The organism is Methylobacterium sp. J-078 (assembly GCF_022829285.1).
Lineage (GTDB): Bacteria > Pseudomonadota > Alphaproteobacteria > Rhizobiales > Beijerinckiaceae > Methylobacterium.
In genome coordinates, this window is record NZ_JAKSYI010000094.1 from 48,756 (window position 1) to 74,908 (window position 26,153).

At 69.9% G+C, this 26,153-nt stretch carries 26 protein-coding genes; 9 read left to right on the plus strand and 17 right to left on the minus strand.

All coding sequences use genetic code 11. The features are described 5' to 3' along the window. Positions 1–135: 135 nt before the first annotated feature. On the plus strand, positions 136–1,224 hold the full coding sequence (locus MKK58_RS14215; protein WP_243912666.1) for an NAD(P)/FAD-dependent oxidoreductase: 1,089 nt from the start codon (positions 136–138) through the stop codon (positions 1,222–1,224). Here MKK58_RS14215 and MKK58_RS14220 read toward each other — a convergent pair. The 4 genes from MKK58_RS14220 to MKK58_RS14235 form a co-directional block, all read right to left on the minus strand. After that, entirely contained in the window at positions 1,221–1,646 is a 426-nt protein-coding gene (locus tag MKK58_RS14220; protein WP_243912667.1) for a GFA family protein, read from the minus strand. The genes MKK58_RS14215 and MKK58_RS14220 overlap by 4 nt on opposite strands. Before the next feature lie 69 nt (positions 1,647–1,715). Beyond that, positions 1,716–2,438, minus strand: coding sequence for an FAD-binding oxidoreductase (locus MKK58_RS14225; RefSeq protein ID WP_243912668.1), 723 nt, complete (start codon positions 2,436–2,438; stop codon positions 1,716–1,718). After that, entirely contained in the window at positions 2,431–3,036 is a 606-nt protein-coding gene (locus tag MKK58_RS14230) for a sulfite oxidase-like oxidoreductase (protein WP_243912669.1), read from the minus strand. Before MKK58_RS14230 ends, MKK58_RS14225 begins: the two co-directional genes overlap by 8 nt. A gap of 72 nt (positions 3,037–3,108) precedes the next feature. After that, positions 3,109–3,273 (minus strand): YqaE/Pmp3 family membrane protein, encoded by a 165-nt coding sequence (locus tag MKK58_RS14235; protein ID WP_238276442.1) that lies wholly within the window; start codon positions 3,271–3,273, stop codon positions 3,109–3,111. A 107-nt stretch (positions 3,274–3,380) separates the two neighbouring features. Here MKK58_RS14235 and MKK58_RS14240 point away from each other — a divergent pair, with 107 nt between their 5' ends. Beyond that, entirely contained in the window at positions 3,381–4,151 is a 771-nt protein-coding gene (locus MKK58_RS14240) for a hypothetical protein (RefSeq protein WP_243912670.1), read from the plus strand. A gap of 21 nt (positions 4,152–4,172) precedes the next feature. On the opposite strand, the gene MKK58_RS14245 is transcribed toward MKK58_RS14240, so the two are convergent. The 5 genes from MKK58_RS14245 to MKK58_RS14265 form a co-directional block, all read right to left on the minus strand. After that, positions 4,173–5,426, minus strand: a complete 1,254-nt coding sequence (locus tag MKK58_RS14245; RefSeq protein ID WP_243912671.1) for a DUF4167 domain-containing protein — start codon at positions 5,424–5,426, stop codon at positions 4,173–4,175. A 469-nt stretch (positions 5,427–5,895) separates the two neighbouring features. Continuing rightward, the gene (gene prmC, locus MKK58_RS14250) at positions 5,896–6,771 is read right to left on the minus strand and encodes a peptide chain release factor N(5)-glutamine methyltransferase (RefSeq protein ID WP_409565248.1); all 876 of its coding nucleotides are present in this window, start codon (positions 6,769–6,771) and stop codon (positions 5,896–5,898) included. Between the two features lie 20 nt (positions 6,772–6,791). Next, positions 6,792–7,877, minus strand: a complete 1,086-nt coding sequence (prfA, locus tag MKK58_RS14255; RefSeq protein ID WP_243912672.1) for a peptide chain release factor 1 — start codon at positions 7,875–7,877, stop codon at positions 6,792–6,794. A gap of 100 nt (positions 7,878–7,977) precedes the next feature. Then, a complete protein-coding gene (gene ptsP, locus MKK58_RS14260) occupies positions 7,978–10,242 on the minus strand; it encodes a phosphoenolpyruvate--protein phosphotransferase (protein WP_243912673.1) in 2,265 nt (754 codons plus the stop codon). A gap of 65 nt (positions 10,243–10,307) precedes the next feature. Next, a complete protein-coding gene (locus tag MKK58_RS14265) occupies positions 10,308–11,543 on the minus strand; it encodes an aspartate kinase (protein WP_243912674.1) in 1,236 nt (411 codons plus the stop codon). Between the two features lie 219 nt (positions 11,544–11,762). Here MKK58_RS14265 and ubiG point away from each other — a divergent pair, with 219 nt between their 5' ends. From ubiG to MKK58_RS14280, 3 genes are all read left to right on the plus strand, one after another. Continuing rightward, positions 11,763–12,527, plus strand: a complete 765-nt coding sequence (gene ubiG / locus MKK58_RS14270; protein WP_243912675.1) for a bifunctional 2-polyprenyl-6-hydroxyphenol methylase/3-demethylubiquinol 3-O-methyltransferase UbiG — start codon at positions 11,763–11,765, stop codon at positions 12,525–12,527. Between the two features lie 50 nt (positions 12,528–12,577). Beyond that, positions 12,578–13,138: a YbhB/YbcL family Raf kinase inhibitor-like protein gene (locus MKK58_RS14275; RefSeq protein WP_243912676.1), complete on the plus strand. Its 561-nt coding sequence runs from the start codon at positions 12,578–12,580 to the stop codon at positions 13,136–13,138. A gap of 74 nt (positions 13,139–13,212) precedes the next feature. After that, positions 13,213–14,187 carry an NADPH:quinone oxidoreductase family protein gene (locus MKK58_RS14280; RefSeq protein WP_243912677.1) on the plus strand — a complete coding sequence of 325 codons (975 nt, stop codon included), beginning with the start codon at positions 13,213–13,215 and terminating at the stop codon, positions 14,185–14,187. Between the two features lie 82 nt (positions 14,188–14,269). Here the strand turns inward: MKK58_RS14280 and MKK58_RS14285 are convergent, their stop codons facing one another. The 3 genes from MKK58_RS14285 to MKK58_RS14295 form a co-directional block, all read right to left on the minus strand. Beyond that, on the minus strand, positions 14,270–15,283 hold the full coding sequence (locus MKK58_RS14285; RefSeq protein WP_243912678.1) for an adenosine kinase: 1,014 nt from the start codon (positions 15,281–15,283) through the stop codon (positions 14,270–14,272). A gap of 83 nt (positions 15,284–15,366) precedes the next feature. Next, positions 15,367–15,699 carry a hypothetical protein gene (locus MKK58_RS14290; RefSeq protein WP_243912679.1) on the minus strand — a complete coding sequence of 111 codons (333 nt, stop codon included), beginning with the start codon at positions 15,697–15,699 and terminating at the stop codon, positions 15,367–15,369. 77 nt (positions 15,700–15,776) lie between these two features. Continuing rightward, a complete protein-coding gene (locus tag MKK58_RS14295) occupies positions 15,777–16,691 on the minus strand; it encodes a sulfite oxidase heme-binding subunit YedZ (protein ID WP_243912680.1) in 915 nt (304 codons plus the stop codon). 248 nt (positions 16,692–16,939) lie between these two features. Here MKK58_RS14295 and ligA point away from each other — a divergent pair, with 248 nt between their 5' ends. Together ligA and MKK58_RS14305 are read left to right on the plus strand one after the other, a co-directional pair. Continuing rightward, on the plus strand, positions 16,940–19,399 hold the full coding sequence (ligA, locus tag MKK58_RS14300) for an NAD-dependent DNA ligase LigA (RefSeq protein WP_243912681.1): 2,460 nt from the start codon (positions 16,940–16,942) through the stop codon (positions 19,397–19,399). A 90-nt stretch (positions 19,400–19,489) separates the two neighbouring features. After that, positions 19,490–20,362: a 3'-5' exonuclease gene (locus MKK58_RS14305; protein WP_243912682.1), complete on the plus strand. Its 873-nt coding sequence runs from the start codon at positions 19,490–19,492 to the stop codon at positions 20,360–20,362. Between the two features lie 9 nt (positions 20,363–20,371). Here MKK58_RS14305 and MKK58_RS14310 read toward each other — a convergent pair whose 3' ends face one another. Further along, positions 20,372–20,818 carry a DMT family transporter gene (locus MKK58_RS14310; protein ID WP_243912683.1) on the minus strand — a complete coding sequence of 149 codons (447 nt, stop codon included), beginning with the start codon at positions 20,816–20,818 and terminating at the stop codon, positions 20,372–20,374. A 94-nt stretch (positions 20,819–20,912) separates the two neighbouring features. Here MKK58_RS14310 and MKK58_RS27155 point away from each other — a divergent pair, with 94 nt between their 5' ends. Next, positions 20,913–21,236, plus strand: coding sequence for a LysR family transcriptional regulator (locus tag MKK58_RS27155; protein ID WP_409565249.1), 324 nt, complete (start codon positions 20,913–20,915; stop codon positions 21,234–21,236). 182 nt (positions 21,237–21,418) lie between these two features. Here MKK58_RS27155 and MKK58_RS14320 read toward each other — a convergent pair whose 3' ends face one another. Further along, positions 21,419–22,411: an SH3 domain-containing protein gene (locus MKK58_RS14320; protein WP_243912684.1), complete on the minus strand. Its 993-nt coding sequence runs from the start codon at positions 22,409–22,411 to the stop codon at positions 21,419–21,421. A gap of 283 nt (positions 22,412–22,694) precedes the next feature. Between MKK58_RS14320 and MKK58_RS14325 the strand changes: the two genes are divergently transcribed. Continuing rightward, on the plus strand, positions 22,695–24,065 hold the full coding sequence (locus tag MKK58_RS14325; RefSeq protein WP_243912685.1) for a hypothetical protein: 1,371 nt from the start codon (positions 22,695–22,697) through the stop codon (positions 24,063–24,065). A 12-nt stretch (positions 24,066–24,077) separates the two neighbouring features. Here MKK58_RS14325 and queC read toward each other — a convergent pair whose 3' ends face one another. From queC to queE, 3 genes are read right to left on the minus strand one after another with little or no spacing between them, the layout of a single operon-like run. Then, the gene (gene queC / locus MKK58_RS14330; RefSeq protein WP_243912686.1) at positions 24,078–24,800 is read right to left on the minus strand and encodes a 7-cyano-7-deazaguanine synthase QueC; all 723 of its coding nucleotides are present in this window, start codon (positions 24,798–24,800) and stop codon (positions 24,078–24,080) included. Between the two features lie 11 nt (positions 24,801–24,811). Beyond that, positions 24,812–25,177, minus strand: coding sequence for a 6-carboxytetrahydropterin synthase QueD (gene queD / locus MKK58_RS14335; RefSeq protein ID WP_243912687.1), 366 nt, complete (start codon positions 25,175–25,177; stop codon positions 24,812–24,814). A gap of 35 nt (positions 25,178–25,212) precedes the next feature. Then, entirely contained in the window at positions 25,213–25,845 is a 633-nt protein-coding gene (queE, locus tag MKK58_RS14340) for a 7-carboxy-7-deazaguanine synthase (protein ID WP_243912688.1), read from the minus strand. Positions 25,846–26,153 lie beyond the last annotated feature (308 nt).

Genomic DNA, 26,153 nt, shown 5'->3' on the forward strand with positions numbered 1-26,153 from the left:
CGACCCTCGCCCACCGGGCATGCCGAACCTCGTATGTCGAGCGGAGTGAGCCGCCAGCCCGAGACGTCGTGCTGCTCGGGCCATGATTCGGACGGTTGTCTTCCGCCTCGCCCTCGTGCTCATCTCCCCGCCGTGATGGATATCCTCGTCGTCGGTGCCGGAATCGTCGGACTCGCCACGGCCCGTGCGCTCGCGCGCCGGGGGCATTCCGTCATCGTCGCCGAATCCGAAGGCGCGATCGGAACGGGCGTCTCGGCCCGCAGCTCCGAGGTGATCCATGCCGGAATGTACTATCCGGCCGGATCGTCGCGGGCGCGCCACTGCGTCGCCGGGGCCGCCCTGCTCTACGCCTTCTGCGAAAGCCACGGTGTGCCGCACCGGCGCTGCGGCAAGCTCATCGTCGCCACGGACAATTCGGAGCGCGCGGCGATCGCCGCGATCGCCGCGCGGGGCGAGGCCAACGGCGTTCCGGGCCTCGTCATGCTGGACGGATCCGAGGCGAGGGCGCTCGAGCCGAACCTCGCCTGCGTCGCCGCCCTCCATTCGCCCGCGACCGGCATCGTCGACAGCCACGCCCTGATGCTCGCCCTTCAGGGCGATCTCGAAGATGCCGGCGGGGCCGTCGCCTTCAACAGCCGGGTCGCGCACATCGCGCAGGCCCCCGATGGATGGCGCGTCGCAGTCAACGGTGAGGCCCTGCCGTTCGATGCGGTGGTCAACGCCGCCGGCCTCGGCGCGCAGGCGGTGGCCGGCACGGTCGAGGGCTACCCGGCCGCGCGCATCCCGCGCCAGGTCCTGGCCAAGGGCAGCTATTTCGGTTGCCTGGGACGCCCGGCCTTCACACGGCTGATCTATCCGGCGCCGGTGGAAGGCGGCCTCGGCATCCACCTCACCCTCGATCTCGCCGGGCGCATGCGCTTCGGGCCGGATGTCGAGTGGGTCGACACCCTGGACTATCAGGTCGATCCGGCCCGCGCCGATCGTTTCGCCAGCGCGATCCGCCGCTACTGGCCCGGCCTGCCGGAGGGTGTGCTGACCCCGGACTATGCCGGCATTCGTCCGAAGCTCACGGGCCCGGGCGAGCCGGCGGCCGATTTCCGCATCGACGGTCCGGCGGAGCACGGGCTCGGCCGCCTGATCTATCTCTTCGGCATCGAGAGCCCGGGGCTGACGTCGAGCCTGTCGCTCGCCGAGGAGGTCGCCGACCGCCTGATCGACGTTTAACCCTCGGCGACGAAGCGCAGCGTGCCCGCGCGGCGGGTCGCCCCGCCGGTGTCGTTCGGGTGATTCACGCCGTCCAAGACGGGAACTTCGGCGAAATCGAATGGACTAACCCCGTCGAGACAGGCGACGTTGACGCCGTACTGGTTCGGGTTCGAGCGGCGCTGGTGGTGGGTGTAGATCCCGCAGCGCCCGCAGAAGAAGTGCTGCGCCGTGCCGGTGTTGAAGCGGTAGGAGGTCAGCAACGCCTCGCCCTGCAGGATCTCGACACCGCCGATCTCCGCCGAGACGACGACGGCACCGCGCATCCGGCAATACGAGCAGGTGCACCGGCGCAGCGTGTCGAACCCGTCGACCAGCGTCGCCCGGAAACGGACGCCGCCGCAGTGACACTGCCCGGTGTGCTGCTCAGATTTCTTCGCCATGATGGCTCGAACCTCCGCTCGCCCGGACAATCTAAGACCGAGGCCGGTGAAGCGACAAGTCTGGGTCGATCAGCCGCCGAAGCGCTCGGTGTGGACGCGGGCGGGGTCCAGTCCGGCGTCGAGGAGCAGGTCCGCCACCGCCCCGACGAACGGATTGCCGCCGCACAGATAGGCGTGGCGGGGCGGCCCGAGCCGTTCGAGCGCCTCGGCGATCATCGCCGCGTCGACCCGGCGGCCGCCAGCGCGAGTGAGGTTGAGCATCAGCTGAAAATGCGGCTCGTCCCGGGCGCGGACAGCCAGTTCCTCCGCGGCGATGACCTCGCTCGCCTCGCGGACCGAATAGAGGAGGAGGGCCGGGACGCCGGGCGCCGCCGCCGCGCGGTGGCGCAGCATCGCCAGGAGCGGCACCACGCCCGAGCCGCCGCCGGCCAGGAGCAGCGGGCCGCCATCCTCCGGTCGCCAGACGAAGGCGCCCCCGATCGGTCCACGCAGTTCGATCGTATCGCCGATCTCCGCCACCGCGTCGAAGAAGCCCGAAACCTCGCCGTCCGGCAGGCCCTCGATCATCAACTCGATGGTGCCGTCGCCGGCGGGCGCGGAGGCGATGGAGTAGCTGCGCTGGGCCTGATAGCCGTCCGGCGCGGTGAGCCGGACATCGACATGCTGACCGGCCAGCACCGGCCGGTCGAAACTGACCTGGAAGCGATAGCTCTTCACCCGCTCGGTGATCGGCCGGATCGCCGTGAGGGTGGCGGTCTGCCAGGGGAGCGGCCTCTGGTCCGGATCAGTCACCGGTGAAGCGCTGCTCGCGCCAGGGATCGCCGTACATGTGATAGCCGCGCATTTCCCAGAACCCGCCCTCGTCGCGCTTCGTGAAGCGCAGGCCCTTCACCCATTTGGCGCTCTTCCAGAAATAGAGGTGCGGCACGAGGAGCCGGGCAGGGCCACCATGGTCTGTCGGGATCGGCTTGCCGTCGTAATGGGTCGCCACCATGCCCTTGCCGCCGGCGAGATCCGTCACCGGCACGTTGGTGGTGTAGTCGTCGTAGCCCTCGGCGAGCAGGAAATCGGTCGGGGCTTCGATCCCAGCATCAGCCAGCAGCGCGTCGAAGCTCACGCCTTCCCAGGCGGTGTCGAACTTCGACCACTTCGTCACGCAGTGGATGTCTCCGCCCCAGCGCGTGCGGGGCAACGCGTTGAACTCGTCCCAAGTCCAGCTCTTCAGAGGCCGCGAACCTTCGCGCAGGGTGAAGGACCAGGTCGCCAGATCGATGCGGGGATTCGGGCCGATCTGCAGGACGGGGAAATCGTCGGTCAGGTACTGACCCGGCGGAAGGCGCTCGCGCGTCGCCTCCGGCGGCTTGCGCCCGGTGAACCCGCGTGTGCTCATCGCAACCTCATGATCCCATCACGCCGAAGGCCGGTTCGCGGCGCCCCGGCGAGGCGGAAGGCTATCATTCTCTCAGCGCTCGCGCAGCACCAGCCAGAGAGCGTGGATGGTGCCCGGCAGGACGAAGAAGATGGTCAACAGGATGTTGAGCAGGAATTGCAGGCCGATGCCGTTGGTCATCAGGACCGCGACGGGGGGCAGGAAGATCGCGAGTAGGATACGGACGAGGTTCGACACGGTCGCTCCGGGAAGATTGCAGGCGCGGGTTCGCGCTCGCAAGGGCCCAAGCGCAACGGCAGCCGCGTGCCACGGTTCCCGATCGGGCAATCTTTGAAGCGACGTCCATGCTGATCGAATTGCTTCACCTGATGACCACGCCGGTGCCCCTGGCGCATCGGCGCCACCTGCGGGAGAGCGTGCTGCTGCTGTCACGCTCCCGGCGCTGCCGAGCGGCCTGGGCGAGCCACCTCGAACAGGCGCGCGCTGCGGTGATCGCGTCCTGCGCCGGGCTGCGGCACCGGCGGGTGGCGGTTGTTCTCGGGTCCGGCCTCCTGCAGGACGTGCCGCTCGCCCACCTCGCGCAGACCTTCGAGGCGGTCCACCTCGTGGATGCCGTGCATCTCTGGCCGGCCCGCCGGCAGGCGCGGGCCTTCCCCAACGTGCGGCTGATCACGGCCGACCTGACGGGCGGGCGCAACGGGGGCGGTCCCCTGCCGGCGCTCTGCGGCGGTGACCGCGTGGATTTCGTAGTCTCGGCGAACGTCCTCTCGCAGCTGCCGATCCTGCCCCTCGACCGAGCAGGACCGGTTCCGGCCGAGCTCGGGGCCCGCATCGTCCGCGCCCATCTCGACGGATTGGCGCGTCTCGCCGCCCGGGTCTGCCTCCTCACGGATGTGGAGCAGGTGGAGGAGGACCGCGTGGGCCGGATCATCGACCGGCTCGATCTCCTGCACGGCGTCGACCCCGGCACGCCGGACCGCCGCTGGACCTGGGAACTCGCGCCCTACGGCGAGGCGGCGCGCCACTTGCGCCAGCGCCACCGGGTGGTGGCGTTCCTCGACTGGCGCGGACCCCAGACACGGGAAAGCCGCCCCGAACCGGGACGGCTTTCCTGAAGCGCTTGATCGAGCAGACGCCTACTCGGTGATCGGCGAGACGTCGCCGGAAGCCTCGTTCCCCTCCGGGGCTTCCGAGCCCTCGAAGCGCGCACGGCGGCGGCGACGGGGCTTCGGCACCAGGGGGGCCTCGTCCGAGTCGGGGCTCGATGCCGACTGCGACGGCACCGGCTCGGACGCGGGTTCGACTGCGGGCACCGGGCGCGGCGGCGTCATCAGGAAGGCCGGCAGAGCGGCGACATCCTCTGCGCCGCGCGGCTCCTGCTCGTCACGACGGCGGCTGCGGCGGGGCGCGGCTTCGTTCGTGCGGGCCGGGCGCGGCTGCTCTTGCCGAGGCTGGTCTTGCCGAGATTGGTCTTGCCGAGGCAGCTCTTGGCGGCCCGCGTCGGGGGCGTTCAGGTCGAGCCGAACCGGCTCGTTCCCGGCATTGTCGGCCCGACCATTGCCGTAGCGCGGGGTCTCGCCCCGAGCGGGCCCGGCCCGCCCGAACTCCTGGCGAGGCTGGTCTTGCCTGGGCTGGTCTTGCCTGGGCTGATCCTGTCGCGGCTGGTCCTGCCGGGAATAGTCCTGACGCGGAAACTCGGCGCGGGGCTGCTCCTGGCGGTTGAAGTCGGTCCGATTCGAATCCTGGCGACCGTAATCCCCCCGTGGGGTATCGTTGCGGGCGAAATCCTGCCGGTTGCCGTCCTGACGATTGAAGTCGTCGCGACGGTTGAAGTCCGGCCGATTCGGATCTTGCCGGTTCGAGTCCGGGCGGTTTCCGTCGCGCTGGTTCTCGAAGCGCTGCTGGCGATCGTTCCGGTTCGCGAAACGGTCGCGGCGGTTCTGGCGGTTGCCGTCCTGGCTCGCATCGGAGCGGGCCTCGCCACGCGTGTCCTGGCGCGGCTCGTAGGGCTGCGGCTGGGGAGCCGCTGCGGTTTCGGCGTACTCGTCGTTGTAGCCGTTCGCGCCGTAACTGGAGGCGGCGTAGCCCTGGGGGGCGCCTGCGCCGTCATCGTCACCGTCATCGTCGGCATCGTCGAAGCCGCGGGCGTAACCCCCGACCTGCTGCCGGGCCTGCTCCTGAGCCCCGGAGATGATCCGGAAATAATGCTCGCCGTGCTGAAAGTAATTCTCGGCCGCAACCGGGTCGCCGCTGGCTTGCGCATCGCGCGCGAGCTGGGCGTACTTGTCGGCGATGTGCTGAGCGGTGCCGCGAATCTTGACGTCCGGTCCGTTGGATTCGTAGGAACGCGTGAGCGGATTGGGACCCTTGGGGCGGTTACGACCGCGCATCCGTCTATTCTGGTTTGGTCTCATCGGTCTCGATTGACCCTCGTTCGTCTCGGAGCGTCTGATGATGCGGCGGTTCCAGGCGATGGCGACGACACCTTGGCTGTGGCTCGTCGGTGGCGCCGCGTGATCCGGGTCCGGTTTATCCGTGATCGGTTTCGCCGTGCTTGCCGTCTGTCCCTCGGCCGAAGCGCTCTGAGCGTTCAGGCGTCCTTCGGGTCTCAGGCTCGAAGTTGACCAAGCTTCTACGCCTCGTCCTGCGCGCGCCAGCCTGATCGTGGGGAGACCGTCTAAGAGCGTTGCGGAACGAAGCCGCTACCCACCTTACCGCGATCCATCTTAATGGACCGTTCGCGATCTGCACGGGAGACTAGCGGTTGATGCGCGAGGCAACAAGCTCTTTTTGCGCCGCTTGCCAGACTCCAGATAAGTTTCGCGCTCCCGCCCCACAAGTCCCGCTGCCAAAACCGGCTCAATCCGGTCTGAAACACACGACGCGGGCATGGCCCGTAAGGTCACGCGTGATCCGCCCCGGCCCGAACCCGGCCTCCAGCCCCAGCCGCTGAACGGGGTCAGCCTGATCGTAACCGATCTCGAACGCCAGCGTGCCGCCCGGCGCGAGGCGGGCCGGTCCCAGGGTCAGACTGCGTAGGATGTGGCGATACGCATCGAGCCCGTCGGTTCCGCCGTCGAGGGCGGCCAGGGGATCGTGGCACCTGACCTCCACGGCGAGGCCCGGAATCGCCGGGCTGGCGATGTAGGGCGGGTTCGAGACGACGAGATCGAAGGCGCCGTGCAGGCCGGCCGTCCAGTCGGCCTGGACGAAGGCCGCCCGCCGGCCGACGCCGTTCCGGTCCGCGTTGGTCCGGGCCTGCACCAGGGCCGCATGAGCGCGGTCGATGCCGATTCCGAAGGCGTTCCGCAATTCGCTGAGGAGCGCCACGAGGATGCAGCCCGAGCCCGTGCCGAGGTCGAGGACGCGTAAGGGGCGGCGACGGTCGGCCTGGGCGGCGAGGGCCACCTCCACCAGGGTCTCGGTGTCGGTGCGGGGCACCAGGGTCTCCGGGCAAAGCCCGAAGGGCAGGCCCCAGAACTCCCAGGCGCCGACGATGCGTGCCACGGGCTCGCCGGAAAGTCGCCGCGCCAGGCCCGCTTCGAGCCGGTCCGCATCGGGCGTGCCCAGCGGCCGGTCGCCGTGCAGGATGAGCTCGGTCGTGTTGAGCCCGAGCAGGTCGAGGACGAGGAAGCGGGCATCGTTGCCGAGGATGCCCTTCGCCGCCAACGCCTCCGTCATCTGCTTGAGGGCCGCGCTGCGGCTGAGTGTCGGATCGAAGCGCATCGTGGGCATGCCGGACGCCGCCCGCGCCGTCAGGCCATGCCCTCGGCCGCCAGCAGTTCCGCCTGATGTTCGGTGACGAGGGCGTCGACGAGTTCGTCCAGCGCCTCGCCGGCCAGGACCTCTTCCAGCTTGTAGAGGGTCAGGTTGATGCGGTGGTCGGTGACGCGGGCCTGGGGGAAGTTGTAGGTGCGGATCCGCTCGGAGCGGTCGCCGGAGCCGACCTGCGACTTGCGGTCGGCGGCCCGGGCCGCGTCCTTGGCGGTGCGCTCGGCGTCGTAGAGCTTGGAGCGTAGCAGCGACATCGCCCGGGCGCGGTTCTTGTGCTGCGAGCGCTCCTCCTGGACGAAGATGACGATGCCGCTCGGCATGTGGGTGATGCGGATCGCCGATTCGGTCTTGTTGACGTGCTGTCCGCCGGCGCCCTGCGAACGCATGGTGTCGATCTTCAGGTCGGCATCGTTGATCACGATGTCGACCTCCTCGGCCTCCGGCAGCACCGCCACCGTGGCGGCGGAGGTGTGGATGCGCCCCTGGGTCTCGGTGTCGGGCACGCGCTGCACCCGGTGGGCACCGCTCTCGAACTTCAGGCGGGCGAACACGCCTTTGCCCTTCACCTCGGCGATGACTTCCCGGTAGCCGCCGACGGTGCCCTCGCTCTCGGAGATCACCTCGACCTTCCAGCCCTTGGCGTCGGCGTACTTGGCATACATGCGGAAGAGATCGCCGGCGAAGAGGGCGGCCTCGTCGCCGCCGGTGCCGGCCCGGATTTCCAGGATGGCGCTCTTCTCGTCCGCCGAATCCTTGGGCAGAAGGATGAGCTGAAGCGCGCGGTGGGCGGCCTCCAGCCCGGCCTCGGCCTCCGGCTTCTCGTCGGCGGCCAGCGCCCGCATCTCGGAATCGCTGCCCGGCTCGTCGATCAGCGCCTCGATGTCGGCGAGATTCCGCGCCGCCGCGCGATAGGCGTGGATCGCGGCGACGACGCCCTCCAACTCCGACAACTCGCGCGACAACTGCACGAACGTGTCGGAATCGGCCGAGCCGGCGCTCAGCGTGGCGGTGACGATGTCGTGGCGCGTCAGGATCGCGTCGAGACGGTCGGGAGGAATTGGGGTCATCGCCCTTCGGAAACTCTCATGGGGACAAGGGCTCGTCGGGCCGGAGGCCTCATTCGACGACGGGGCCGCGGCACGACCCGTTCAGATAGGCACGCCGGACCTAAATTGGCACACCGTGCGCCTTCGCGAAGGCGGCCAGCGTTGGGCGGAGGGAGGCACCGTCCCCCGCACGGGCGAGTTCGGTGTCGATCAGCGCCGCCACCGCCTTGGCGTCGAGGCCCAGCACCATGGCCTTCACGGGGCCGATGGCGGCGGGCGACATCGAGAGGTTGCGGAAGCCGAGCCCGATCAGCGCCATGGCCTCCAGCGGACGCCCGCCGATCTCGCCGCAGACGGTGGCAGGGCAGCCGGCCGCGGCCGCTCGCTCGGCAATGACACGGAAGGCCCGCAGGGCCGGAACGCTCAGGGTGTCGAAGCGGTCGGCGACGCGGCGGTTCTCGCGGTCCACCGCGAACAGGAACTGCATGAGGTCGTTTGAGCCCACCGACAGGAAGTCGGCGGCCTTGGAGATCTCGTCGATCTGGAACAGGAGCGAGGGCACCTCCACCATCACGCCGAGCTTGCAGTCGCTGGGCAGGGCATGGCCGTGCCGGCGCAGGTGCGCCTTCTCGCGCTCGACGATGGCCTTGGCGCGGGTGAACTCGTCCACCGTGGCCACCATCGGGAACATGATCTTGAGGGGGCGCCCGCCAGCCGCCTTCAGGAGCGCACGCAGCTGCACCCTGAGGAGGGCGGGCCGGTCGAGACCGATGCGGATCGCGCGCCAGCCGAGCGCCGGATTCTCCTCCTCGAGGGCCGGCATGTAGGGCAGGATCTTGTCGCCGCCGATGTCGAGGGTGCGGATCGTGACGGGCAGGTCGCCGGTGGCGGCGAACACCGCCTCGTAGAGCGTCTGCTGCTCGGCGGCCGAGGGCATGCGCTGGGCCACCATGAACTGCAGCTCGGTGCGGAACAGGCCGATGCCGTCCGCGCCGGTCTCGTGCAGGTGGCTCAGGTCGATGAGGAGGCCGGCATTCAGCTGCAGGCCGATCTTGGTGCCGTCGAGGGTGACGGCCGGCACGTCGCGAAGGGCCCGGTACTGCTCCTGCCGACGGGCGCGCAGGCGCACCATCTCGGCATAGGCCGCCTCGATCTCGGGGCCGGGCCGCACCTGGATCTCGCCCGTGGCTCCGTCCACGATGATCGCGTCACCGGCATCGCAAAGCGCGGTGGCGTTGGCGATCTCGCCCACCGCCGGGATGCCGAGGGCGCGGGCCACGATGGCGATGTGGCTCGTCGGCCCGCCTTCCTCCAGCACGACGCCGCGCAGGGCCGTGCGGTCGTAGTCGAGGAGGGCCGCCGGGCCCATGGAGCGCGCCACCAGGATCGCGTTCTCGGGCAGGACGCGCTGCGCGCCGTTGCCCTCCGCGCCGATCAGGGTGCGCAGCAGGCGGTTGGCGAGATCGTCGAGGTCGTGCAGGCGGTCCCGGAGATAGGGGTCGCTCTGGCGCATCATCCGAGCGCGGTTGTCCGACTGGACGCGCTCGACGGCGGCCTCGGCGGTGAGGCCCGAATGCACGGCCTCGCGCATCCGGCGCAGCCAGCCCTTGTCGTGGGCGAACATGCGCACCGTCTCCAGCACCTCGCGGGATTCCCCCGTGCCGATGCTGTCGCCGCGCTCGACGAGATCGTCGATGGCCGAGCGGACTTCGCCGATGGCCTGCTCCAGGCGCTCGACCTCGCGGTCCACGTTCTCGGCGATGAGCTGCTTGATGACGATGCGCGGCTCGTGCAGCACCACGTGCCCGAGGCCGATGCCGTCGGCCAGCGCCACGCCGCGCTGGCTCACCGCCCGGCGCGCGGCCGAGCCGGCCCCCGGCGCCAGCGCCTGCAACTCGCCCGACGCGATCATCTCCGAGAGCACCATGGCGGTGGTCTGGAGCGCTTCGATCTCTTCCTCGGAATAGACCCGGTAGGTCTTGTTCTGGACGACGAGGACGCCGAGGGTGTTGCCCGCGCGCAGGAGCGGGACGCCCAGGAAGGCGTGGTAGGCCTCCTCGCCCGTCTCCGGGCGGTAGGAGAAGGACGGGTGCGACTGGGCGTCGGAGAGCGAGAGCGGCTCGGCGGTCTTGGCGATGAGGCCGACGAGACCCTCGTCCGCCCGCAGGCGGGTCAGGTGGACAGCCTCGCGATTGAGACCCTCGGTTGCAAACAGTTCGAGGATGTTGTCATCGCTGAGCACGTAGACCGAGCACACCTCCGCGATCACGTTGGCGGCGATCAGCGTGACGATGCGGTCGAGACGCGCCTGCGGGCTGACCGGCTCCGCCATCGCTTCGCGGAGGCGGCGCAGAAGCAGGCGCGGGCCTCCGGGCGCAGCGGGCATGGTCTCCTCGATCCGGCTTCGGCCTCATCCGGTTGGCGCGCCTGGCGTTCGCGCGCTCCGGGACTTCAGGCCTGGTCGAGGCCGTATAGCGAGTGGAGCGTGCGAACGGCAAGCTCCGTGTAGGCGGCATCGATCAACACGGAGAACTTGATCTCCGACGTCGTGATGGCGCGGATGTTGATGCCCTTCTGCGCCAGGGCGCGGAAGGCCTTGGCGGCGACGCCCGCGTGGCTGCGCATGCCGACGCCGATGGCCGAGACCTTCACCACGTCGGTGGCGCCCTCGATCTGGCCGAACTCGATCGCGCCGCTCTGCGCGTCGAGGATCTTGCGGGCGCGCTCGTAATCGGCCGATGGGACCGTGAAGGTCATGTCGGTGGTCGACTGGTCGCCCGACACGGTCTGGATGATCATGTCGACGTTGATGTTGGCATCCGCCAGCGGTCCGAAGATGGCGGCGGCGATGCCGGGGCTGTCCTTCACGCGGCGAAGCGTGATCTGCGCCTCGTCTCGGGAGAAGGCGATCCCGGTGATGATCTGCTGTTCCACGATGTCGTCCTCGTCGCAGATGAGGGTGCCGGGCCGGGCATTGTCCGGCGGATCGAAGGAGGAGCGCACCGTGGTCGGCACGCGGTGGACCATGGCGAGCTCGACGGAGCGGACCTGCAGGACCTTGGCGCCGAGCGACGCCATCTCCAGCATTTCCTCGAACGTCACGCGCTCCATGCGCTTGGCCTTCTGGACCACGCGCGGATCGGTTGTGTAGACGCCGTCGACGTCGGTGTAGATGTCGCAGCGCTCGGCGCCGATGGCGGCCGCGATCGCCACGGCGCTGGTGTCGGAGCCGCCGCGGCCCAGGGTGGTGACCCGGCCGGTATCCTGGTGCATGCCCTGGAAGCCGGCGATGACCGCGACCTCGCCGCGCTGGAATCCGGCATCGAGGCGGGCGCCGTCGATGCCCTCGATGCGGGCGGAGCCGTGGGCGTCCGAGGTCAGGATCGGGATCTGCCAGCCCTGCCAGGAGCGGGCCTTGATGCCGTTCTTCTGGAGCGCGATCGCCAGCAGTCCGGCGGTGACGAGTTCGCCCGAGGCGACCACGGCGTCGTACTCGGCCTCTTCGTAGATCGGGTTCGCGTCCTTGACCCAGGCGACCAGCTCGTTGGTCTTGCCGGACATGGCCGAGACCACGACGGCCACGTCGTAGCCGGCCGCGACCTCGCGCGCCACGTGGGCGGCCACGTTGCGGATGCGCTCGACATTCGCGACGGACGTACCGCCGAACTTCATCACCAAACGGGGCATGTTCTCACCAGACGGAGCCTGTCGCGGCCGCGACACATCGCAGGACCCAGGGATTCCGGCATGACCAGAGATTGATCGGGCCGCGGGACGGATTTCCCCGCCCGGACGGCCTGCCGCGTCGCTTGGCTGCTGTACCGGGCAGGGCTTCGGCGGGTACAAGGGCCGCCCGGGCGTGTCAACAATGGTGCGCGCCCACCCCGCACGAGACATGCCGAGACGATGACCGGACCCACAGGTGCCTCCATCGACCGCGACGAGGTCGCCCGCTTCGAGGCCATCGCGGCGACGTGGTGGGACGAGGCCGGGCCGATGCGGGTGCTGCACCGCTTCAACCCCGTCCGCCTCGCCTACATCCGCGACACGGCCTGTCGGCATTTCGGGCGCGATCCGCACGCCCCCTTCGCCCTGGACGGCCTGACCGTCGTGGATATCGGGTGCGGCGGCGGCGTGCTGTCCGAGCCGCTGGCCCGCCTCGGCGCGCGGGTGACCGGGCTCGATCCGGCGCCCACGAACATCAAGGTCGCGCAGGCCCATGCCGATGCGGAGGGCGTACCGGTGGATTATCGCGCCCGCACCATCGAGGACGTGGTGGCCGGGGGCGAGCGCTTCGACATCGTGCTCGCGATGGAGGTCGTGGAGCACGTCGTCGACATGCCGGCCTTCGTGGCGCAGGCGGCTCGGGCGGTGAAGCCGGGTGGCCTCCTGTTCGCCGCCACCCTGAACCGGACCCTGCGCTCCTTCGCGCTGGCGATCGTCGGCGCCGAGTACGTGCTCGGCTGGCTGCCCAAGGGCACGCACGACTGGGACAAGTTCGTGCGCCCCGACGAACTCGCCCGTGCGGTGAATGACGGCGGCCTCACCGTCACCGACACGACCGGCGTGGTGCTCAACCCCCTGGACGGGTCCTGGCGGGCGAGCCGGGATACGGCGGTGAACTACATGATTACGGCGCAGCGCCCGGTCGGCGCCGGGCACCCGGCCTGAACCTTCCGGGGCATGCGCGGTTGGTCGCCATAGCTCGTGGGAGACCGACCTTGCTCGAAAAGATTCCGCACGCCGTGGGCGCCGCCCTGTCCGGCCTGAAGGCCGGGCTCGACAAGACCGCCTATCGGACCGCGTTCGCCGCGGTGCCCGAAGGCCTCGCGCTCACCAGCCTGGCCTTCGCGGACGGCAGCCCCATGCCGGCGCGCTTCACGGCCGATGGACCGGGCGCATCGCCGCCGTTGGCCTGGACCGGCCTGCCGCCCGGCACGACGCGGGTCGTCCTGCTCTGCGAGGATGCCGGCAGCCCGACGCCCAGCCCCCTGGTCCACCTGATCGCCTGGAACCTCGACCCCGGAGCGCCGCTGGCGGAGGGCGCGGCGAGCCAGCCCGAATCGGGGCTCGACCTCGGCCAGAACAGCTTCCTGAAGTCGGGCTGGCTGCCGCCCGACCCACCCACCGGTCACGGGCCCCACGTCTACCTGTTCCAGGCCTATGCCCTCGACCGCGCCCTGGACCTGCCCGAGCATCCCGGTCGGGGGGCGCTGCTGGAGGCGATGGTGGGACGCGTCCTCGCCAAGGGCAACCTCGCCGGGACCTACGAACGCCCCTGACCCGATCCGGCGCTTGCGCGGGCGCCCGTGCCGGTGCAAGCGCCCGGGAACGAAGTTCAGGCGGAGGTTTGGGCATGAAGGCGCTGCTGTGCACCCGGCTCGGGGGACCGGAGGATCTGGAAATCGCGGATCTGCCCGATCCGGTGGCCGGGCCGGGCGAAGCGCTGGTCCGCATCACGCTCGCGGCGCTCAACTTCTTCGACACCCTGATCATCGCCGGGCGCTACCAGGTGAAGCCCGACCTGTCGTTCTCGCCCGGCGGCGAGGCCTGCGGCGTGATCGAGGCCCTGGGCGACGGGGCCGAGGGCTTTTCGGTCGGCGACCGCGTCATCGTCCACCAAAAATTCGGCACCTGCCGCGAGCGGATCGCGGTCGCCACCCGCCATCTCACGCCCGTGCCGGCGGGCGTCTCGGACGAGCAGGCGGCCGGGCTGACCATCACCTACGGCACCTCGCTCCACGCCCTTCGCGACCGCGCCCGGCTGCAGCCCGGCGAGACCCTGGCGGTGCTCGGCGCCTCCGGCGGCGTCGGCCTCGCGGCGGTGGAACTCGGCGCGATCATGGGGGCCCAGGTCATCGCATGCGCGTCCTCCCCGGAAAAGCTGGCGACCGCGCAGGCCCACGGCGCCACGCGCACGGTGGACTACGCCGCGGACAACCTGCGCGAGGCCCTGCGCACGCTCACCGACGGGCAGGGCGTCGACGTGATCTACGATCCCATCGGCGGCGAGTACGCCGAGCCGGCCCTGCGGTCCCTCGGCTGGAAGGGCCGCTATCTCGTCATCGGCTTCGCGGCCGGCGACATTCCGCGCATCCCGCTCAACCTGGCGCTTCTCAAGGGAATCGACATCCAGGGCGTGCACTGGGGCGTGTTCGTGGATCGCGAGCCCGAGGCGCACCGGGCCAACCAGGAGCAACTGCTCGCCTGGGTGGCGGAGGGGCGCCTCACCGCGAAGGTTCACGGCGTATACCCGCTCGCCGGCTACGCGGCGGCGCTCGGCATCCTCAAGCGGCGCGAGGCCGTCGGGAAGGTGCTGCTGCGGCTGTGAACGCCGACCCCGCGCGGGATGGTCCCCGCGCGGACCCCGGGGGCCGCCGACCCGGGAACGCCCCGCGCTCGACGGGACGGCGTCAGAGCAGACCCTGCGCCTTGGCGAGGGCGACGAGATCGTGCTGCGGCCGGGCGCCGATGTGCTGGATCACCTCGGCGGCGGCCAGCGCCCCGAGTCGGGCGCTGGTCGTGTGGTCGAGGCCGCGGGCATGTCCGGCGAGGAAACCGGCCGCGAACAGGTCGCCCGCGCCGGTGGTGTCGACGAGTTCGTGCACCGGCGATGCGGAGACGGCCTGCACGTTGCCGCCCTGGATCACGAGGGCGCCATCGGCCGAGCGGGTGACGAGGCCGAGGAGGTCCTTGCCGCGGGCCGCGCTCTCGTCGCGCAGGGCCTTGATGGCGGTCTCGGCGTCGTCGGTCTCGTAGAGGCTCTGCAGTTCGGCCATGTTGGCGAACAGGATGTCGATGCTGCCGTCGCGGATCAGGCCCAGGAACTCGTCGCGGTAGCGGCCGACGCAGAACGCGTCCGACAGGGTCAGCGCCGCGGCGTTGCCGGCCTCGTGGGCGATGGTCACGGCCTTGCGGAAGGCGTCCTTGGCGGCCGGCGGATCCCAGAGATAGCCTTCGAGATAGACCACGCGGGCGCTCGCCACGGTCGCGGCGTCGACGTCGGCCGGGGACAGGCCCTGGCAGGCGCCGAGATACGTGTTCATGGTGCGCTCGCCGTCCGGCGTGACCAGGATGAAGCAGCGGGCCGTGGCCGGGCCGTCCGTGGCGGCCGCGACCGGGAAGCGCACGCCGGTGGCCTTGAGGTCGTGCGCGAACAGGCCGCCGAGCTCGTCGTCGCGGACCTTGCCGACGAAGCCGGTCCTGGCGCCCAGCATCGCCGCGCCTACGGCCGTGTTGGCGCCCGAGCCGCCCGACACGATGGTGGCCGGTCCCATGGCGGCGAAGAGCGATTCCGCCCGTGCCTCGTCGATCAGCTGCATCGCGCCCTTGGGCACGCCCTGCGCCGCGAGGAAGTCCTCCTCGGTGCGGGCGATGAGGTCGACGATGGCGTTGCCGAGAACGAGAAGGTCGAGGGATTCGGGCATCGGGCCGTCCAGTCTGGCGAAGGAGAAATCTGCGCCGGGCTGTGGCACCGCCCCCGTCGGGGGTCAAGCGAGCCCTGGAGCGATCATCGCTCCTGCAGGGTCTTCACCTCACACTGCGCGTAGTCGCTGCTCGCCTTCACGTAGGCGTTCAGCGCCTTGACGTAGGCGTCCGCCAGCGGGCGGAACGCGGCGGCCTTCTCGTTGTAGGTCTTGATCGCGTCGTTGTAGCTGTAGGCCTCCCAGCCCGGACAGCCGCCCTTGGCGTCGAGGCAGGGCGGCTTGGCGGGGAGCGGCGGCTTCGCCGGACGGTCTGCGACCGGCGGCGGTTCGGGCAGGGTGCAGGCGGCCCGTGCCGTGCCGGCCGAGACCAGAGCGCCGAGGCCGAGGGCTGCCGTCGTTGAGATCCGTGTCCGCATGCGGGCTTTCCCCTCCGTGACGCCGGCCGCTTCATGCGCGTGCCGGCCACCCGGAGCAAGTCCCGGAGCTCAGGCTCTCAGCGCGCGGCCACGGCCTCCCGCGTCGGCGCCGGGGTCTGACGCGGGGCGGGAGCGGGTTTCGCCTTGCCGCGCCCGCTCTTGTCCATCCGGGCCCGTACGGCGTTGAGGATCGGCACGGCGAGGCCGAGGGCCAGCACCCACCAGGCCGGTCGGACGGTGTCCGGAACGTCGAGGTTGGCCGACAGGACGAGGCTCGCCGGGATGCCGCTGGCGACGCCGTACCAGGCCGCTTCGAGCAGCGCCGTCACGAGGGCGGCGGCGACCGCGAGGCCCAGGAGGGTCAGCGGATTGGTCGGCCACCCGAGGCGCTGCATCACGCGGTGGCCCATGAGCAGCAGGAAGGCACCGGTCCAGAAGACCGGGTCGGACACGTCGATCTTGGCCTGCAGGTAATAGTGGATCAGCCCGAGGATCGCGATGACGTAGACGGTCTTGTGCAGGCGCGGCCAGGCCTTGCCGAGGCGCCGGATCATCCCGTCCGTGGAGGTAACGCCGAGGACCACGAGGCCGAGCAGCGCCACGAAACCGATGGTCAGGTAGATCCGCGACAGGATCTCGGTGACCACCTTGGTCAGCACGAAGTTCTGATCGACGACGTAGAGCATCAGGTGGATCAGCCCGTAGGCCAGCACGGTCAGGCCGAGCATGCGGCGCACCAGGATGAGTTTCGGCGCGTGGGCGATGCGCCGTAGGGGCGTCACCGCCAGCGACAGCATCAGGAACCGCACCGCCCATTCGCCGGTGCCGTGCAGCAGCGCGGTGATCGGCTTCGCCCCGAGGGCATCGGCCGCGTAGGCGCCGGCCAGCCACAGGCCCGGAGCCAGGGCGAACAGGAAGGTCGCGAGCTTCAGGCCGGAGACGCGTCCGGCGCGGTCGCGCCAGGGTGCGGAGAAGGCGGGCAGGGCTGGCATGGTGATCCGGGATCGTTGGGCGTTTGGTCGAAAGATAGGGGGCCGGGACGATCGTTGAGGCGGCGCGGGGTCGCAGCCGGCCTCGCGAGCGCGGGGGCATGGCGGTGTCGGCATACATTCGCCTGGCCGGCGCGAGCGGTTACAGGCCTGTGCAGAGCCTTGTTCCGGCCGGAACCTCGGCCGGTGCAGTCACGGTTCCCGATTGCTATAAGCCGACGCCGCACCCGCACTCGATCACGAAGCAGCTCATGCCCGCAGACAACGCCGTCGACAGCCTCGAGACGATGACCGCCGAGACGGCGCGGGCCGAGCACGCGGACCTGTCCGAACGGATCGCCGAGGCGGACCGCCTCTATCACCAGGAGGATGCCCCCGAGATCACGGATGCGGACTACGACGCGCTGCGCCGGCGTCTGGAGCAGATCGAGGCGTGGTTTCCGGATCTGGCTGGAACCGGCGCCGCCAGCGCGTCCGTGGGTGCCAAGCCGTCCGAGAAGTTCGCCAAGGTGCGGCACGCGGTGCCGATGCTCTCCCTCGGCAACGCCTTCGCGGACGAGGAGGTGGCGGAGTTCGTCGCCCGCGTCCGGCGCTTCCTGAATCGGCCCGAGGCCGAGCCCCTGGCCTTCACCGCCGAACCGAAGATCGACGGTCTCTCCCTGGCCCTGCGCTACGAGGACGGCCGCCTCGTCACGGCGGCGACCCGCGGCGACGGCGAGGTCGGCGAGGACGTCACCGCCAATGCCAGCACGGTCGCGGATATTCCACAGCACCTCGCCGGGGCCGACGTGCCGCGGGTCTGCGAGGTGCGGGGCGAGGTCTATCTCGGCCATGCGGATTTCGCCGCCATCAACGCGCGCCAGGCGGCGGCCGGCAAGGCCCTGTTCGCCAACCCACGCAACGCGGCGGCCGGTTCCCTGCGCCAGCTCGATCCCGAGATCACCCGCTCGCGTCCGCTGAAGTTCTTCGCCTATGCCTGGGGCGAGGTGGTGCCGGCCTTCGAGGGCACGCAGCACGGCGTGCTGGAGCGGTTCCGGGCCTGGGGGCTGCCGGTCAACGACCGCACCCGGCTCTGCGCCGACGCCGAGGCGATGATCGCGCATTACCGGAGCATCGAGGCCGAGCGCGCCGACCTCGGCTACGACATCGACGGCGTCGTCTACAAGGTCGACGACCTCGCCCTGCAACGCCGGCTCGGCTTCGTCTCGCGCTCGCCGCGCTGGGCCCTCGCCCACAAGTTCGCCGCCCAGAAGGCGCTGACCGTCGTCGAGGACATCGAGATCAATGTCGGGCGCACCGGCTCCCTGAACCCGCTGGCCAGGCTCCGCCCCGTCACGGTCGGCGGCGTCGTGGTCTCGAACGCCACCCTGCACAACGAGGGCTACGTCCAGGGCGTCGGCGGCGACGGCGAGCCGATCCGTGACGGGCGCGACATCCGGGTCGGCGACACCGTCGTGGTGCAGCGGGCGGGCGACGTGATCCCGAAGGTGATGGACGTCGTGCTGGAGAAGCGCCCGGCCGATTCGAAGCCCTACGAGTTTCCGACCCGCTGCCCCGCCTGCGGGAGCCGGGCGGTCCGCGAGATCAATCCGCGCACGGGCAAGCCCGACGCCGTGCGCCGCTGCACCGGCGGACTGATCTGCCCGGCGCAGGGCGTCGAGCGCCTGAAGCACTTCGTCTCGCGCAACGGCTTCGACCTCGAGGGCTTCGGCCAGACCTATATCGAGGTGCTGTTCGAGGCTGGTCTGGTGCGCCAGCCCGCCGACCTCTTCCGCCTCGAATTCGAGCCCCTGAAGGCCGCCATCGTGGCCCGGCGCGAGGCGCTCTCCGCCGAGCGCCGGGCGGAAGGGGTGCCCGCTCCGAAGAAGCCGACCAAGAAGAAGGGCGAGGAGGAGGACAAGGCGATCAAGAACCTCCTCGCCTCGGTCGAGGACCGCCGCAGCCTGCCGCTGAACCGCGTCCTCTTCGCCCTCGGCATCCCGGAGATCGGCGAATCCACCGCCAAGGCCCTGGCCAAGCGGTTCCCCGACATGCCCGCCCTGATGGCAGGTGTCGCCGCGGCCGCCCGCGACCAGGCCGGCCCGGCCTGGATCGAACTCTCGGCGCTGCCCCGCATCGGCCCGACCACCCGCGACCGCCTGCTGGAGGTGGGGTATCCCCGCGCGGGTGGCGAGGCGGAGGCCGCTGAGGACGAGGCGGCGGAGGCTCAGCCGCAGGGGCACGTGCGCCTGTCGGCGCCCCAGCGCGCCAGCCTGCTGGAGCATTACGGCGACGCGGATGCGATCGCGGCCGGCATCGCGCGGGCGGCCGGGCAGCGGCCGGGCGATGCCTATCGCCACTTCGCCGATGACGGCGAGATCGGCCCGGTGGCGACGGATTCGCTGATCGCCTTCTTCGCCGAGCCGCACAACGACGCGGCGGTCCGCGCACTGCTCGATCAGGTGAGGACCGAACCCATGGCGGCCCCCGCCACCGCGACCGCCTTCGCGGGCAAGACGGTGGTGTTCACCGGCAGCCTGGAGCGGATGACCCGCTCGGAGGCCAAGGCCACGGCCGAGCGCCTGGGGGCCAAGGTTTCCGGCTCGGTCTCGGCCAAGACCGACCTCGTCGTGGCGGGGCCGGGGGCGGGCTCCAAGCTGAAGGACGCCGAGAAGCACGGCGTCGAGGTCATCAGCGAAGAGGCATGGCTGGCGCTCGTCGCCAGCGCTTGAGCCGGGAATCGCGGGCGCCTAGACTCGGCGGGGCCCGCCCCCGCGGGCGTCTGGCCGCGCCCGGCCGGCACAGGATTCCCCGGCCACCGCATGACCGTCATCGCCCTCGATTTCGAGACCGCCAACGAGCGGCGCGACAGCGCCTGTGCGGTCGGCCTCGCCTGGATCGCCGGCGGCCGGGTGGTCCGACGCGAATCCCGCCTGATCCGCCCGCCGGATCTGCGCTTCTCGCCCGGCAACATCCGCGTCCACGGCATTCTCCCGGCCGACGTCCGCGACAAGCCCGATTTCCCCACCGTGATTGCGGAATTCCTGCCCGATCTCACCTCGGGGCTGATCCTCGCCCACAATGCCGGCTTCGACCTCGGCGTGCTGCGCGCCTCCCTGGCGGCCTACGGGGTCCGGCCTCCGGCCTTCTCCTACCTCTGTACGGTGCAGATCGCCCGGCGGGTGTTCCCGGCCGAGGAGGGCTGCGGCCTCGGCAAGGTCGCGGCGCGCCTCGGTATCCGGTTCGCCCACCACGATGCCGGCGAGGATGCTTATGCCTGCGCGGAGATCGCGCTGGCCGCCGCGAGGGAGACGGGCGCGCCGGACGTGCCCGCCCTGTCGCGGACGCTTCGCCTGCCGATCACCACGGTTCCGGCGGGGCCCGACCGTACGCCGCCGCAGGGCCGGCCGGTCTCCTCGACGGAGCGAGCCCGCGTCACAGTGAGCACGCGTCCCACGGCCTCGGCGGGCCTCCATTTCGCGGTGCGCGGCAGCAGCGGCAACCGCTACGCCGTGACTCTGGAGTATCGCAGCAACGGGCCGCACCTGCGCTGCACCTGCATGGCCGGACGCTACGGCACCCGGTGCCGCCACGTGACGGCGCTGCTCGATGGCGACATCACCGACCTCCTGTCGAGCAACCACGCCGACGTCGAGGTGCTGCGCCTGCGGATGAGCGCCACTGAGGTCGGGTGAGCCGAACCCTCAGCGCCGGATGAGGATGACGCCGCCGATCAGGAGCGCCACGCCGATCAGCCGCGGCCCGTCGACGGCGCGCTGGGCGAGGCCGAGCCAGCCGAAATGGTCGAAGGCCACCGAGGCGAGCATCTGCCCGGTGACGAGGAGCGCCAGGAAGGTCGCCGCCCCGAGCTCCGGCACGAGAATCGTGGCCAGCGCGATGAAGACCGCGCCGAAGAACCCCCCGCTCCAGGCCCACCAGGGAATGCGCGCGGTCAGGCTCGCAGCCGGCAACGGATCGCGCAAGGCCAGGGCCAGCACCACCATGGACAGGAGACCGACGAAGTAGCTCGCGAAGCCCGCCCAGGCGGAGGAGTTCAGGGCGATCCGCAAATTCGCGATCAGGGCCTGCTGAACCACGATGCTGGCCCCCGCCATGACGGAGAGGGCCACGGGAAGCAGGAGGTTGAGCATGGGTATGAGACCTGTGTGAAGGCGGGCGCCTTGACAACCATCCGGCGGCCATGCCGTCAAATGACGGATCGGTTCGTTTCGATGCGAGAAAGGCATGATCAACCCCGCGCATCTCGATCTCTTCCGCGCGGTGATGCGTCACGGCGGGATGACCCGGGCCGCCGAAGCCCTGGGGATCGGCCAGCCGCATGTCAGCCGGGCGATGGCCCAGCTCGAGGCGGAGACCGGCCTGCCGATCGTGCTGCGCCCGTTCCGGCCGGCCCTGCCGATCGAGACCCGGCTGATCCGCCCGGCGGCCCGCCCACCGGGGCGCCTTGTGGAGCGCCTGGTCGATTTCCTCCGGCTGGAACGCGACGCGCTGGCATCGCGCCGCACCGATGACGCGGCGGGATCGGATCGGACGGCCGTGCCCGAATAGGCAACGAACCCGCGGGTCTGGACGGCCCTCGTCCGGTACGGTGTCAAGGACATGCGCCGCGACTCCGTTCCCGACCTCCGGATTGGGGGCCGAAGGGACGCCACCATCGAGGTCCCGTCCCGCGCCATCGGCGGTTTGGCGTGGGGTTGGGGGATGAGAGGGGCCCCCGGCGGGATCGAGGATCACCCGACCTTGTCCAGGATCCTTCCAATCGTGACGTAGAAGCTGCGACGAAGGATGACGGAGCGGCGCACGGCCGCGTTCGGACTCGTGATCTGTCCGCCGTAGAGCCGGTGGATAATCTCGTCGATATCCGCCGCATCGGCCAAGGCGTTGAAGGGCTTGTAGTCGCGCCAGTACCAAGCCGTCGCTTTGATGTTGACCTCGATGTCGCTCAGGATCAGATCGGGCGTGGTAACGAGCCGGTTGTCCCCGAAGATGCTCCGACTGCAGGCGGCGTAGGTCGCTTCCCATGTCAACTGGTGCATGCCGCGGCCGTAATAGGGCGTATAAGCCTTTCCCTGCCCCTTTCCGTACTCGCTGAACGTCCGGAAGTAGTCGGTCTCGATGACCGATTGCGAGAGGAACGCGACCTCGCGCAGGCGCGTATTCGCGTCCGCGAGCAGCATGGCCCGGTTGAGCGCGTCCGCCACGACGTCGAGATCGAGCTTGGATCGGATGGGGATCCCGCCGCAGCCGTCCATGATTCCCTGCAGGATCGACTTGTCGAGCGGGACGAAGCTGCCCGTGCGCGCTGCCGGGCTCCGGTTTGGGGTGGCGGCATCCCGCTGCTCGTCACGAAGGAAGGAGCCGAAGACATAGCCGTCCGCGGCTCCATCGCCTTCCTGGTCGATCAGGGTCCAGGCCCCGTCCTGCTTGAGGATATGGACGCGGGTTCCGAGGGTGAGCGTGCGGATCGCCGGGAACTCAATACCGGGCCCGGCCCGGAGCTTGAGCCCGTCGCGGGCGATCACGATTCGAATGGCCGCGGCGGCCGGCGCCGCGAAAGAAATTGCACCGCCCGAATCCGGTGACGCACTGGTACTCAGAGCGAGATCGTCAGGCGTGATGTGGTCGGCATCGCCCCCGGGAATGGGATCGACGGCGCCTTCGGCCCCCGCCACGGCCGCAGGCTCCGGCGGTTGCTGGGGGGGTGTCCTCGGGTTGCGGGCCATCGCGTCGCCTTCCCTGCGGCAAGGTACTCGCCGAATCTTCGCACTGACGGATCACCTCTCGTAATGCAACAAGGCGGCGCTGTCGATGAGACAGTTCAGTGTTCAGCCTTGATTTTGCGAATGAATATTGTAGAAAATGATTATCTGGTGCGAAAGAGGACGAATTCTGTTCGCGTTGAAATCATTTTTGTATTAGAGATTTTTTACGCGGTCTCATGTAAATAGAATATCGAAACGTCATGAATTGAAGCGTCAACGTGAGTCACGAACAGAGGTGATTTTCATGGATGCGTCTGACGAACGCGATGGACCTCGGCCAACGTTACTCACGAAGACCACGAGCGGCGCCGACGGCGCTGTTCAGCGGGTCGAGGGCGCACATGCGCCGGGCGGAGCCGTTCCGCCGGCGGGGCATCCGCCCGACTTTCACCGCCTCGTCTTCCAGCAGGAATTGAACGAGGTCTACCTGCTGCTGGATTTCGTGTCCGGCCGTCCCGACAAGCATTTTGCCGACCTCAACGGCAAGATCGCCGATCCCGCCCATGACGGCGCATCGATGACCACGAGCGAGGTCATTCAGCGGGTTTCGAGCCTGCGCTACCCGCCCGACAAGCCGGAACGCGAGAATGCCCAGGACGCGGCCTTCCTGCTCCTGGTCAAGGATGCGCTCAACGTCCTCGCCTACCCAGCGCGCGGCATGACGATCGCCTACACGACGATGTTCATGGAGGACCCGTCGGAGGTAGCGACGAACCGGGTCGAGGCGGCGCGCACCGCCTATCCGTCCCTCTACGCGAGCGCGACGGCCTTCCGCAAAATCAAGGACCGGCTGGCTTGGCTGGGCCTGATCGTGACCGTGCTGTCGGCGATCCTCCTCTGGCAGGTCACCTACGGGGCGCAGCTCGCCGCACGCTTCGACGAGGCCAAGCGAAACGATACGCTGACCGCTGCGAAGGTGCACGAGGAGCTCAACAAGCAGAGATCCGCCCGGAAGGACACCCCGTACGATCTTCAGCGGGTCTGCAACCTGCGATCGGACAGGAAGGACACGTCCGACGACGAGCGGGACTCGACGATCCAGCAATTGTGCGGCGAGTACGCCTATCGCCATGCGCAGCTCTGCGTCGCGGTCGCCGATGTCGGGCAGTACAGTCAGTACTGGCTCTTCCGCGTCGCGACGGCTCTGCTGCCGATGCACGATCCGGAGCCGGCCCTGAGCTGCGGGGCCGGGGTGGACGACAGCCCCGACCCCGGCAAACGGGGCCGCCAGGAAGACGCGCAGTCGATCGCCGGCGTCCTGACGATGATGTCCAACTACCTCCTTCCGATCCTGTTCGGCCTCGTCGGCACGTTGGCCGCCCTCGTGCGCGGCGTGCAGGACAAGGTGACGGACAGCTTGCTCTCGCCGCGCGACCGCACGCTCGCCTTCATCCGGCTTCCCCTCGGCATGGTGGCCGGCGTCTGCGTCGGTCTGTTCCTGAGCCCGGAGAACGTCGCCGCGCGGACGGCGGGCGGGATCGGCAGCTTCACGATTTCCGCCTCCGGCATCGCCTTTCTCGCCGGCTATGGAGCCGAGGCGTTCTTCCGGGCCCTCGACGGCCTGCTAGGACGGGTCTTCAGCTTCGGCGGCTCGCAGAGCGCCGCGCAGAAGTGAATCGCCGCCCCGTCAGCTGGCCACGGCCTCGGCGGTGAACCGTGCATAGCCCTTGGCGCGCAGGTCGCAGGCCGGGCATTGGCCGCAGCCGTGGCCCCAGGGGTGGCGGTCGCCGCGCGTGCCGAGGTAGCAGGTGTGGCTGTCCTCCACGATGAGGTCCACCAAGGCCTGCCCGCCGAGATCCTGCGCCAGCCGCCAGGTCTCGGCCTTGTCGATCCACATCAGCGGGGTGTGCAGGACGAAGCGGCGATCCATCCCGAGATTCAGCGCCACCTGCAGCGCCTTGACGGTGTCGTCCCGGCAATCCGGGTAGCCCGAAAAATCCGTCTCGCACATGCCCCCGACGAGGTGAGTCAGGGAGCGGCGATAGGCGAGGGCTGCCGCGAAGGTGAGGAACAAGAGGTTGCGGCCCGGCACGAAGGTGTTGGGCAGGCCGCCATCCGTGAAGGCGATCGCGGTGTCGCGGGTCAGCGCCGTCTCGGAAACCTGGCCGAGGGCGTCGAGGGCGAGCGTATGGTCGTCCCCGAGCCGCGCCGCCCAGTCGGGCTTCAGGGCCGCGATCCCCCGGCGCAAGGTGTCCCGGCAATCGAGTTCGATGCGGTGGCGCTGGCCGTAATCGAAGCCCAGGGTCTCGACACGGTCGAAGCGCGCGAGCGCCCAGGCGAGGCAGGTGGTGGAATCCTGCCCCCCCGAGAACAGGACCAGGGCGCCCCCGCTCATCGCCGAGTCCCTCATCGCCGAGTCCCTCATCGCAGCGCCTCGCCCTCGTACTCGGCCCAGGACATCGGCGTCTCGTAGACCTTCACGGAGGAGAGGGCCGGCAGCGCCGCCTTGGTGCGCTCCCAGATCCAGGCCGCGATGTGTTCGGCGGTGGGGTTCTCCAGCCCCTCGATCTCGTTGAGGCAATAATGGTCGAGGCGGGCCAGCACCGGCGCGAAGGCATGCTCCACGTCGAAGAAATCCACCACCCAGCCGGTGGCCGGATCGACGGTGCCCGAGAGGGTGAGTTCGACCCGGTAGGAATGCCCGTGCATGCGGTGGCAGCGGTGGGTCTCGGGCACGTTCGGCAGGCGGTGGGCCGCCTCGAAGGTGAAGGCTTGCGTGATCTTCATTGCGAAAACTTCATGGTGCGAGCGGGATGGGAGCCTCAAGGGATCCCGATGATCTTGTGCGTCTGGAGCGAGAGGCGCCAGCGCGCGTCGCGCCGGCAATAGGCGACGGCCTCGGCGGTGTTGGCGAGCCGCTCCGGCCCGTCCATCGGCTGGAGCCAATGGTGGTGGAAGTCGAGCTCCGCGAAGGCCTCCGGGAGGGCTTCAACCTGCGGGAAGACGAGCTTCAGCTCGTGTCCGCTGCGCTGCACGATCGGGTTGCCGGCCTTCGGGCTGACGCAGATCCAATCGATGCCCGCGGGTGCCGGAAGCGTGCCGTTAGTCTCCACCGCGATCTCGAACCCGTGCGCATGGACGGCGGCGATGAGGGCCGGATCGAGTTGCAGCAGGGGTTCGCCGCCGGTGAAGACCACGTAGCGGTGCCGCGGGCCGCCCTCCCAGGTGCGCGCGATTGTGTCCGCGAGGTCATCCGACGTCGCGAAGCGTCCGCCGCCCGCGCCATCCATGCCGATGAAATCGGTGTCGCAGAAGGTGCAGGCGGCGGTGGCGCGGTCCTCTTCGCGGCCCGACCAGAGATTGCAGCCGGAGAACCGGCAGAACACCGCTGCCCGCCCCGCCTGCGCGCCCTCGCCCTGGAGGGTGTGGAAAAGTTCCTTGACTGCGTACGCCATCACGTTCCCGCGCCGACTGAGGCCCTGCTGGGCGGCGACGCTCCGAATTTTGAAATACCCCGACCGACGCATCGCACATAGGCGTGGCGGCCATCCGGAGCCACGGACGGGCCGCGGGCCGCACCCATGCGCCGAGCGCGGTCATACCATGAAACCGCCCCGATCTCGCATCCGCGAAGGGCTTTGCCATGCTCTCGCCACGGAACGCCGGTTGTTAGGCGTTCAGTCACGGCCAAGTCGTACCATGCTTGACGACGATCTTCCGTCGGCCCGCCTCAAGCTTGGCCGTTGACCGGCCGACCCGCGCG

Excerpts from the sequence above, each read along its gene's own strand:
- MKK58_RS14215 (WP_243912666.1), top strand. The coding sequence starts at position 136 with ATGGATATCCTCGTCGTCGGTGCCGGAATCGTCGGACTCGCCACGGCC.
- MKK58_RS14220 (WP_243912667.1), bottom strand. The coding sequence starts at position 1,646 with ATGGCGAAGAAATCTGAGCAGCACACCGGGCAGTGTCACTGCGGCGGC.
- MKK58_RS14230 (WP_243912669.1), bottom strand. The coding sequence starts at position 3,036 with ATGAGCACACGCGGGTTCACCGGGCGCAAGCCGCCGGAGGCGACGCGC.
- MKK58_RS14240 (WP_243912670.1), top strand. The coding sequence starts at position 3,381 with ATGCTGATCGAATTGCTTCACCTGATGACCACGCCGGTGCCCCTGGCG.
- MKK58_RS14245 (WP_243912671.1), bottom strand. The coding sequence starts at position 5,426 with ATGCGCGGTCGTAACCGCCCCAAGGGTCCCAATCCGCTCACGCGTTCC.
- prmC (WP_409565248.1), bottom strand. The coding sequence starts at position 6,771 with ATGCCCACGATGCGCTTCGATCCGACACTCAGCCGCAGCGCGGCCCTC.
- prfA (WP_243912672.1), bottom strand. The coding sequence starts at position 7,877 with ATGACCCCAATTCCTCCCGACCGTCTCGACGCGATCCTGACGCGCCAC.
- ptsP (WP_243912673.1), bottom strand. The coding sequence starts at position 10,242 with ATGCCCGCTGCGCCCGGAGGCCCGCGCCTGCTTCTGCGCCGCCTCCGC.
- MKK58_RS14265 (WP_243912674.1), bottom strand. The coding sequence starts at position 11,543 with ATGCCCCGTTTGGTGATGAAGTTCGGCGGTACGTCCGTCGCGAATGTC.
- ubiG (WP_243912675.1), top strand. The coding sequence starts at position 11,763 with ATGACCGGACCCACAGGTGCCTCCATCGACCGCGACGAGGTCGCCCGC.
- MKK58_RS14280 (WP_243912677.1), top strand. The coding sequence starts at position 13,213 with ATGAAGGCGCTGCTGTGCACCCGGCTCGGGGGACCGGAGGATCTGGAA.
- MKK58_RS14285 (WP_243912678.1), bottom strand. The coding sequence starts at position 15,283 with ATGCCCGAATCCCTCGACCTTCTCGTTCTCGGCAACGCCATCGTCGAC.
- MKK58_RS14290 (WP_243912679.1), bottom strand. The coding sequence starts at position 15,699 with ATGCGGACACGGATCTCAACGACGGCAGCCCTCGGCCTCGGCGCTCTG.
- MKK58_RS14295 (WP_243912680.1), bottom strand. The coding sequence starts at position 16,691 with ATGCCAGCCCTGCCCGCCTTCTCCGCACCCTGGCGCGACCGCGCCGGA.
- ligA (WP_243912681.1), top strand. The coding sequence starts at position 16,940 with ATGCCCGCAGACAACGCCGTCGACAGCCTCGAGACGATGACCGCCGAG.
- MKK58_RS14305 (WP_243912682.1), top strand. The coding sequence starts at position 19,490 with ATGACCGTCATCGCCCTCGATTTCGAGACCGCCAACGAGCGGCGCGAC.
- MKK58_RS14310 (WP_243912683.1), bottom strand. The coding sequence starts at position 20,818 with ATGCTCAACCTCCTGCTTCCCGTGGCCCTCTCCGTCATGGCGGGGGCC.
- MKK58_RS27155 (WP_409565249.1), top strand. The coding sequence starts at position 20,913 with ATGATCAACCCCGCGCATCTCGATCTCTTCCGCGCGGTGATGCGTCAC.
- MKK58_RS14320 (WP_243912684.1), bottom strand. The coding sequence starts at position 22,411 with ATGGCCCGCAACCCGAGGACACCCCCCCAGCAACCGCCGGAGCCTGCG.
- MKK58_RS14325 (WP_243912685.1), top strand. The coding sequence starts at position 22,695 with ATGGATGCGTCTGACGAACGCGATGGACCTCGGCCAACGTTACTCACG.
- queC (WP_243912686.1), bottom strand. The coding sequence starts at position 24,800 with ATGAGGGACTCGGCGATGAGCGGGGGCGCCCTGGTCCTGTTCTCGGGG.
- queD (WP_243912687.1), bottom strand. The coding sequence starts at position 25,177 with ATGAAGATCACGCAAGCCTTCACCTTCGAGGCGGCCCACCGCCTGCCG.
- queE (WP_243912688.1), bottom strand. The coding sequence starts at position 25,845 with ATGGCGTACGCAGTCAAGGAACTTTTCCACACCCTCCAGGGCGAGGGC.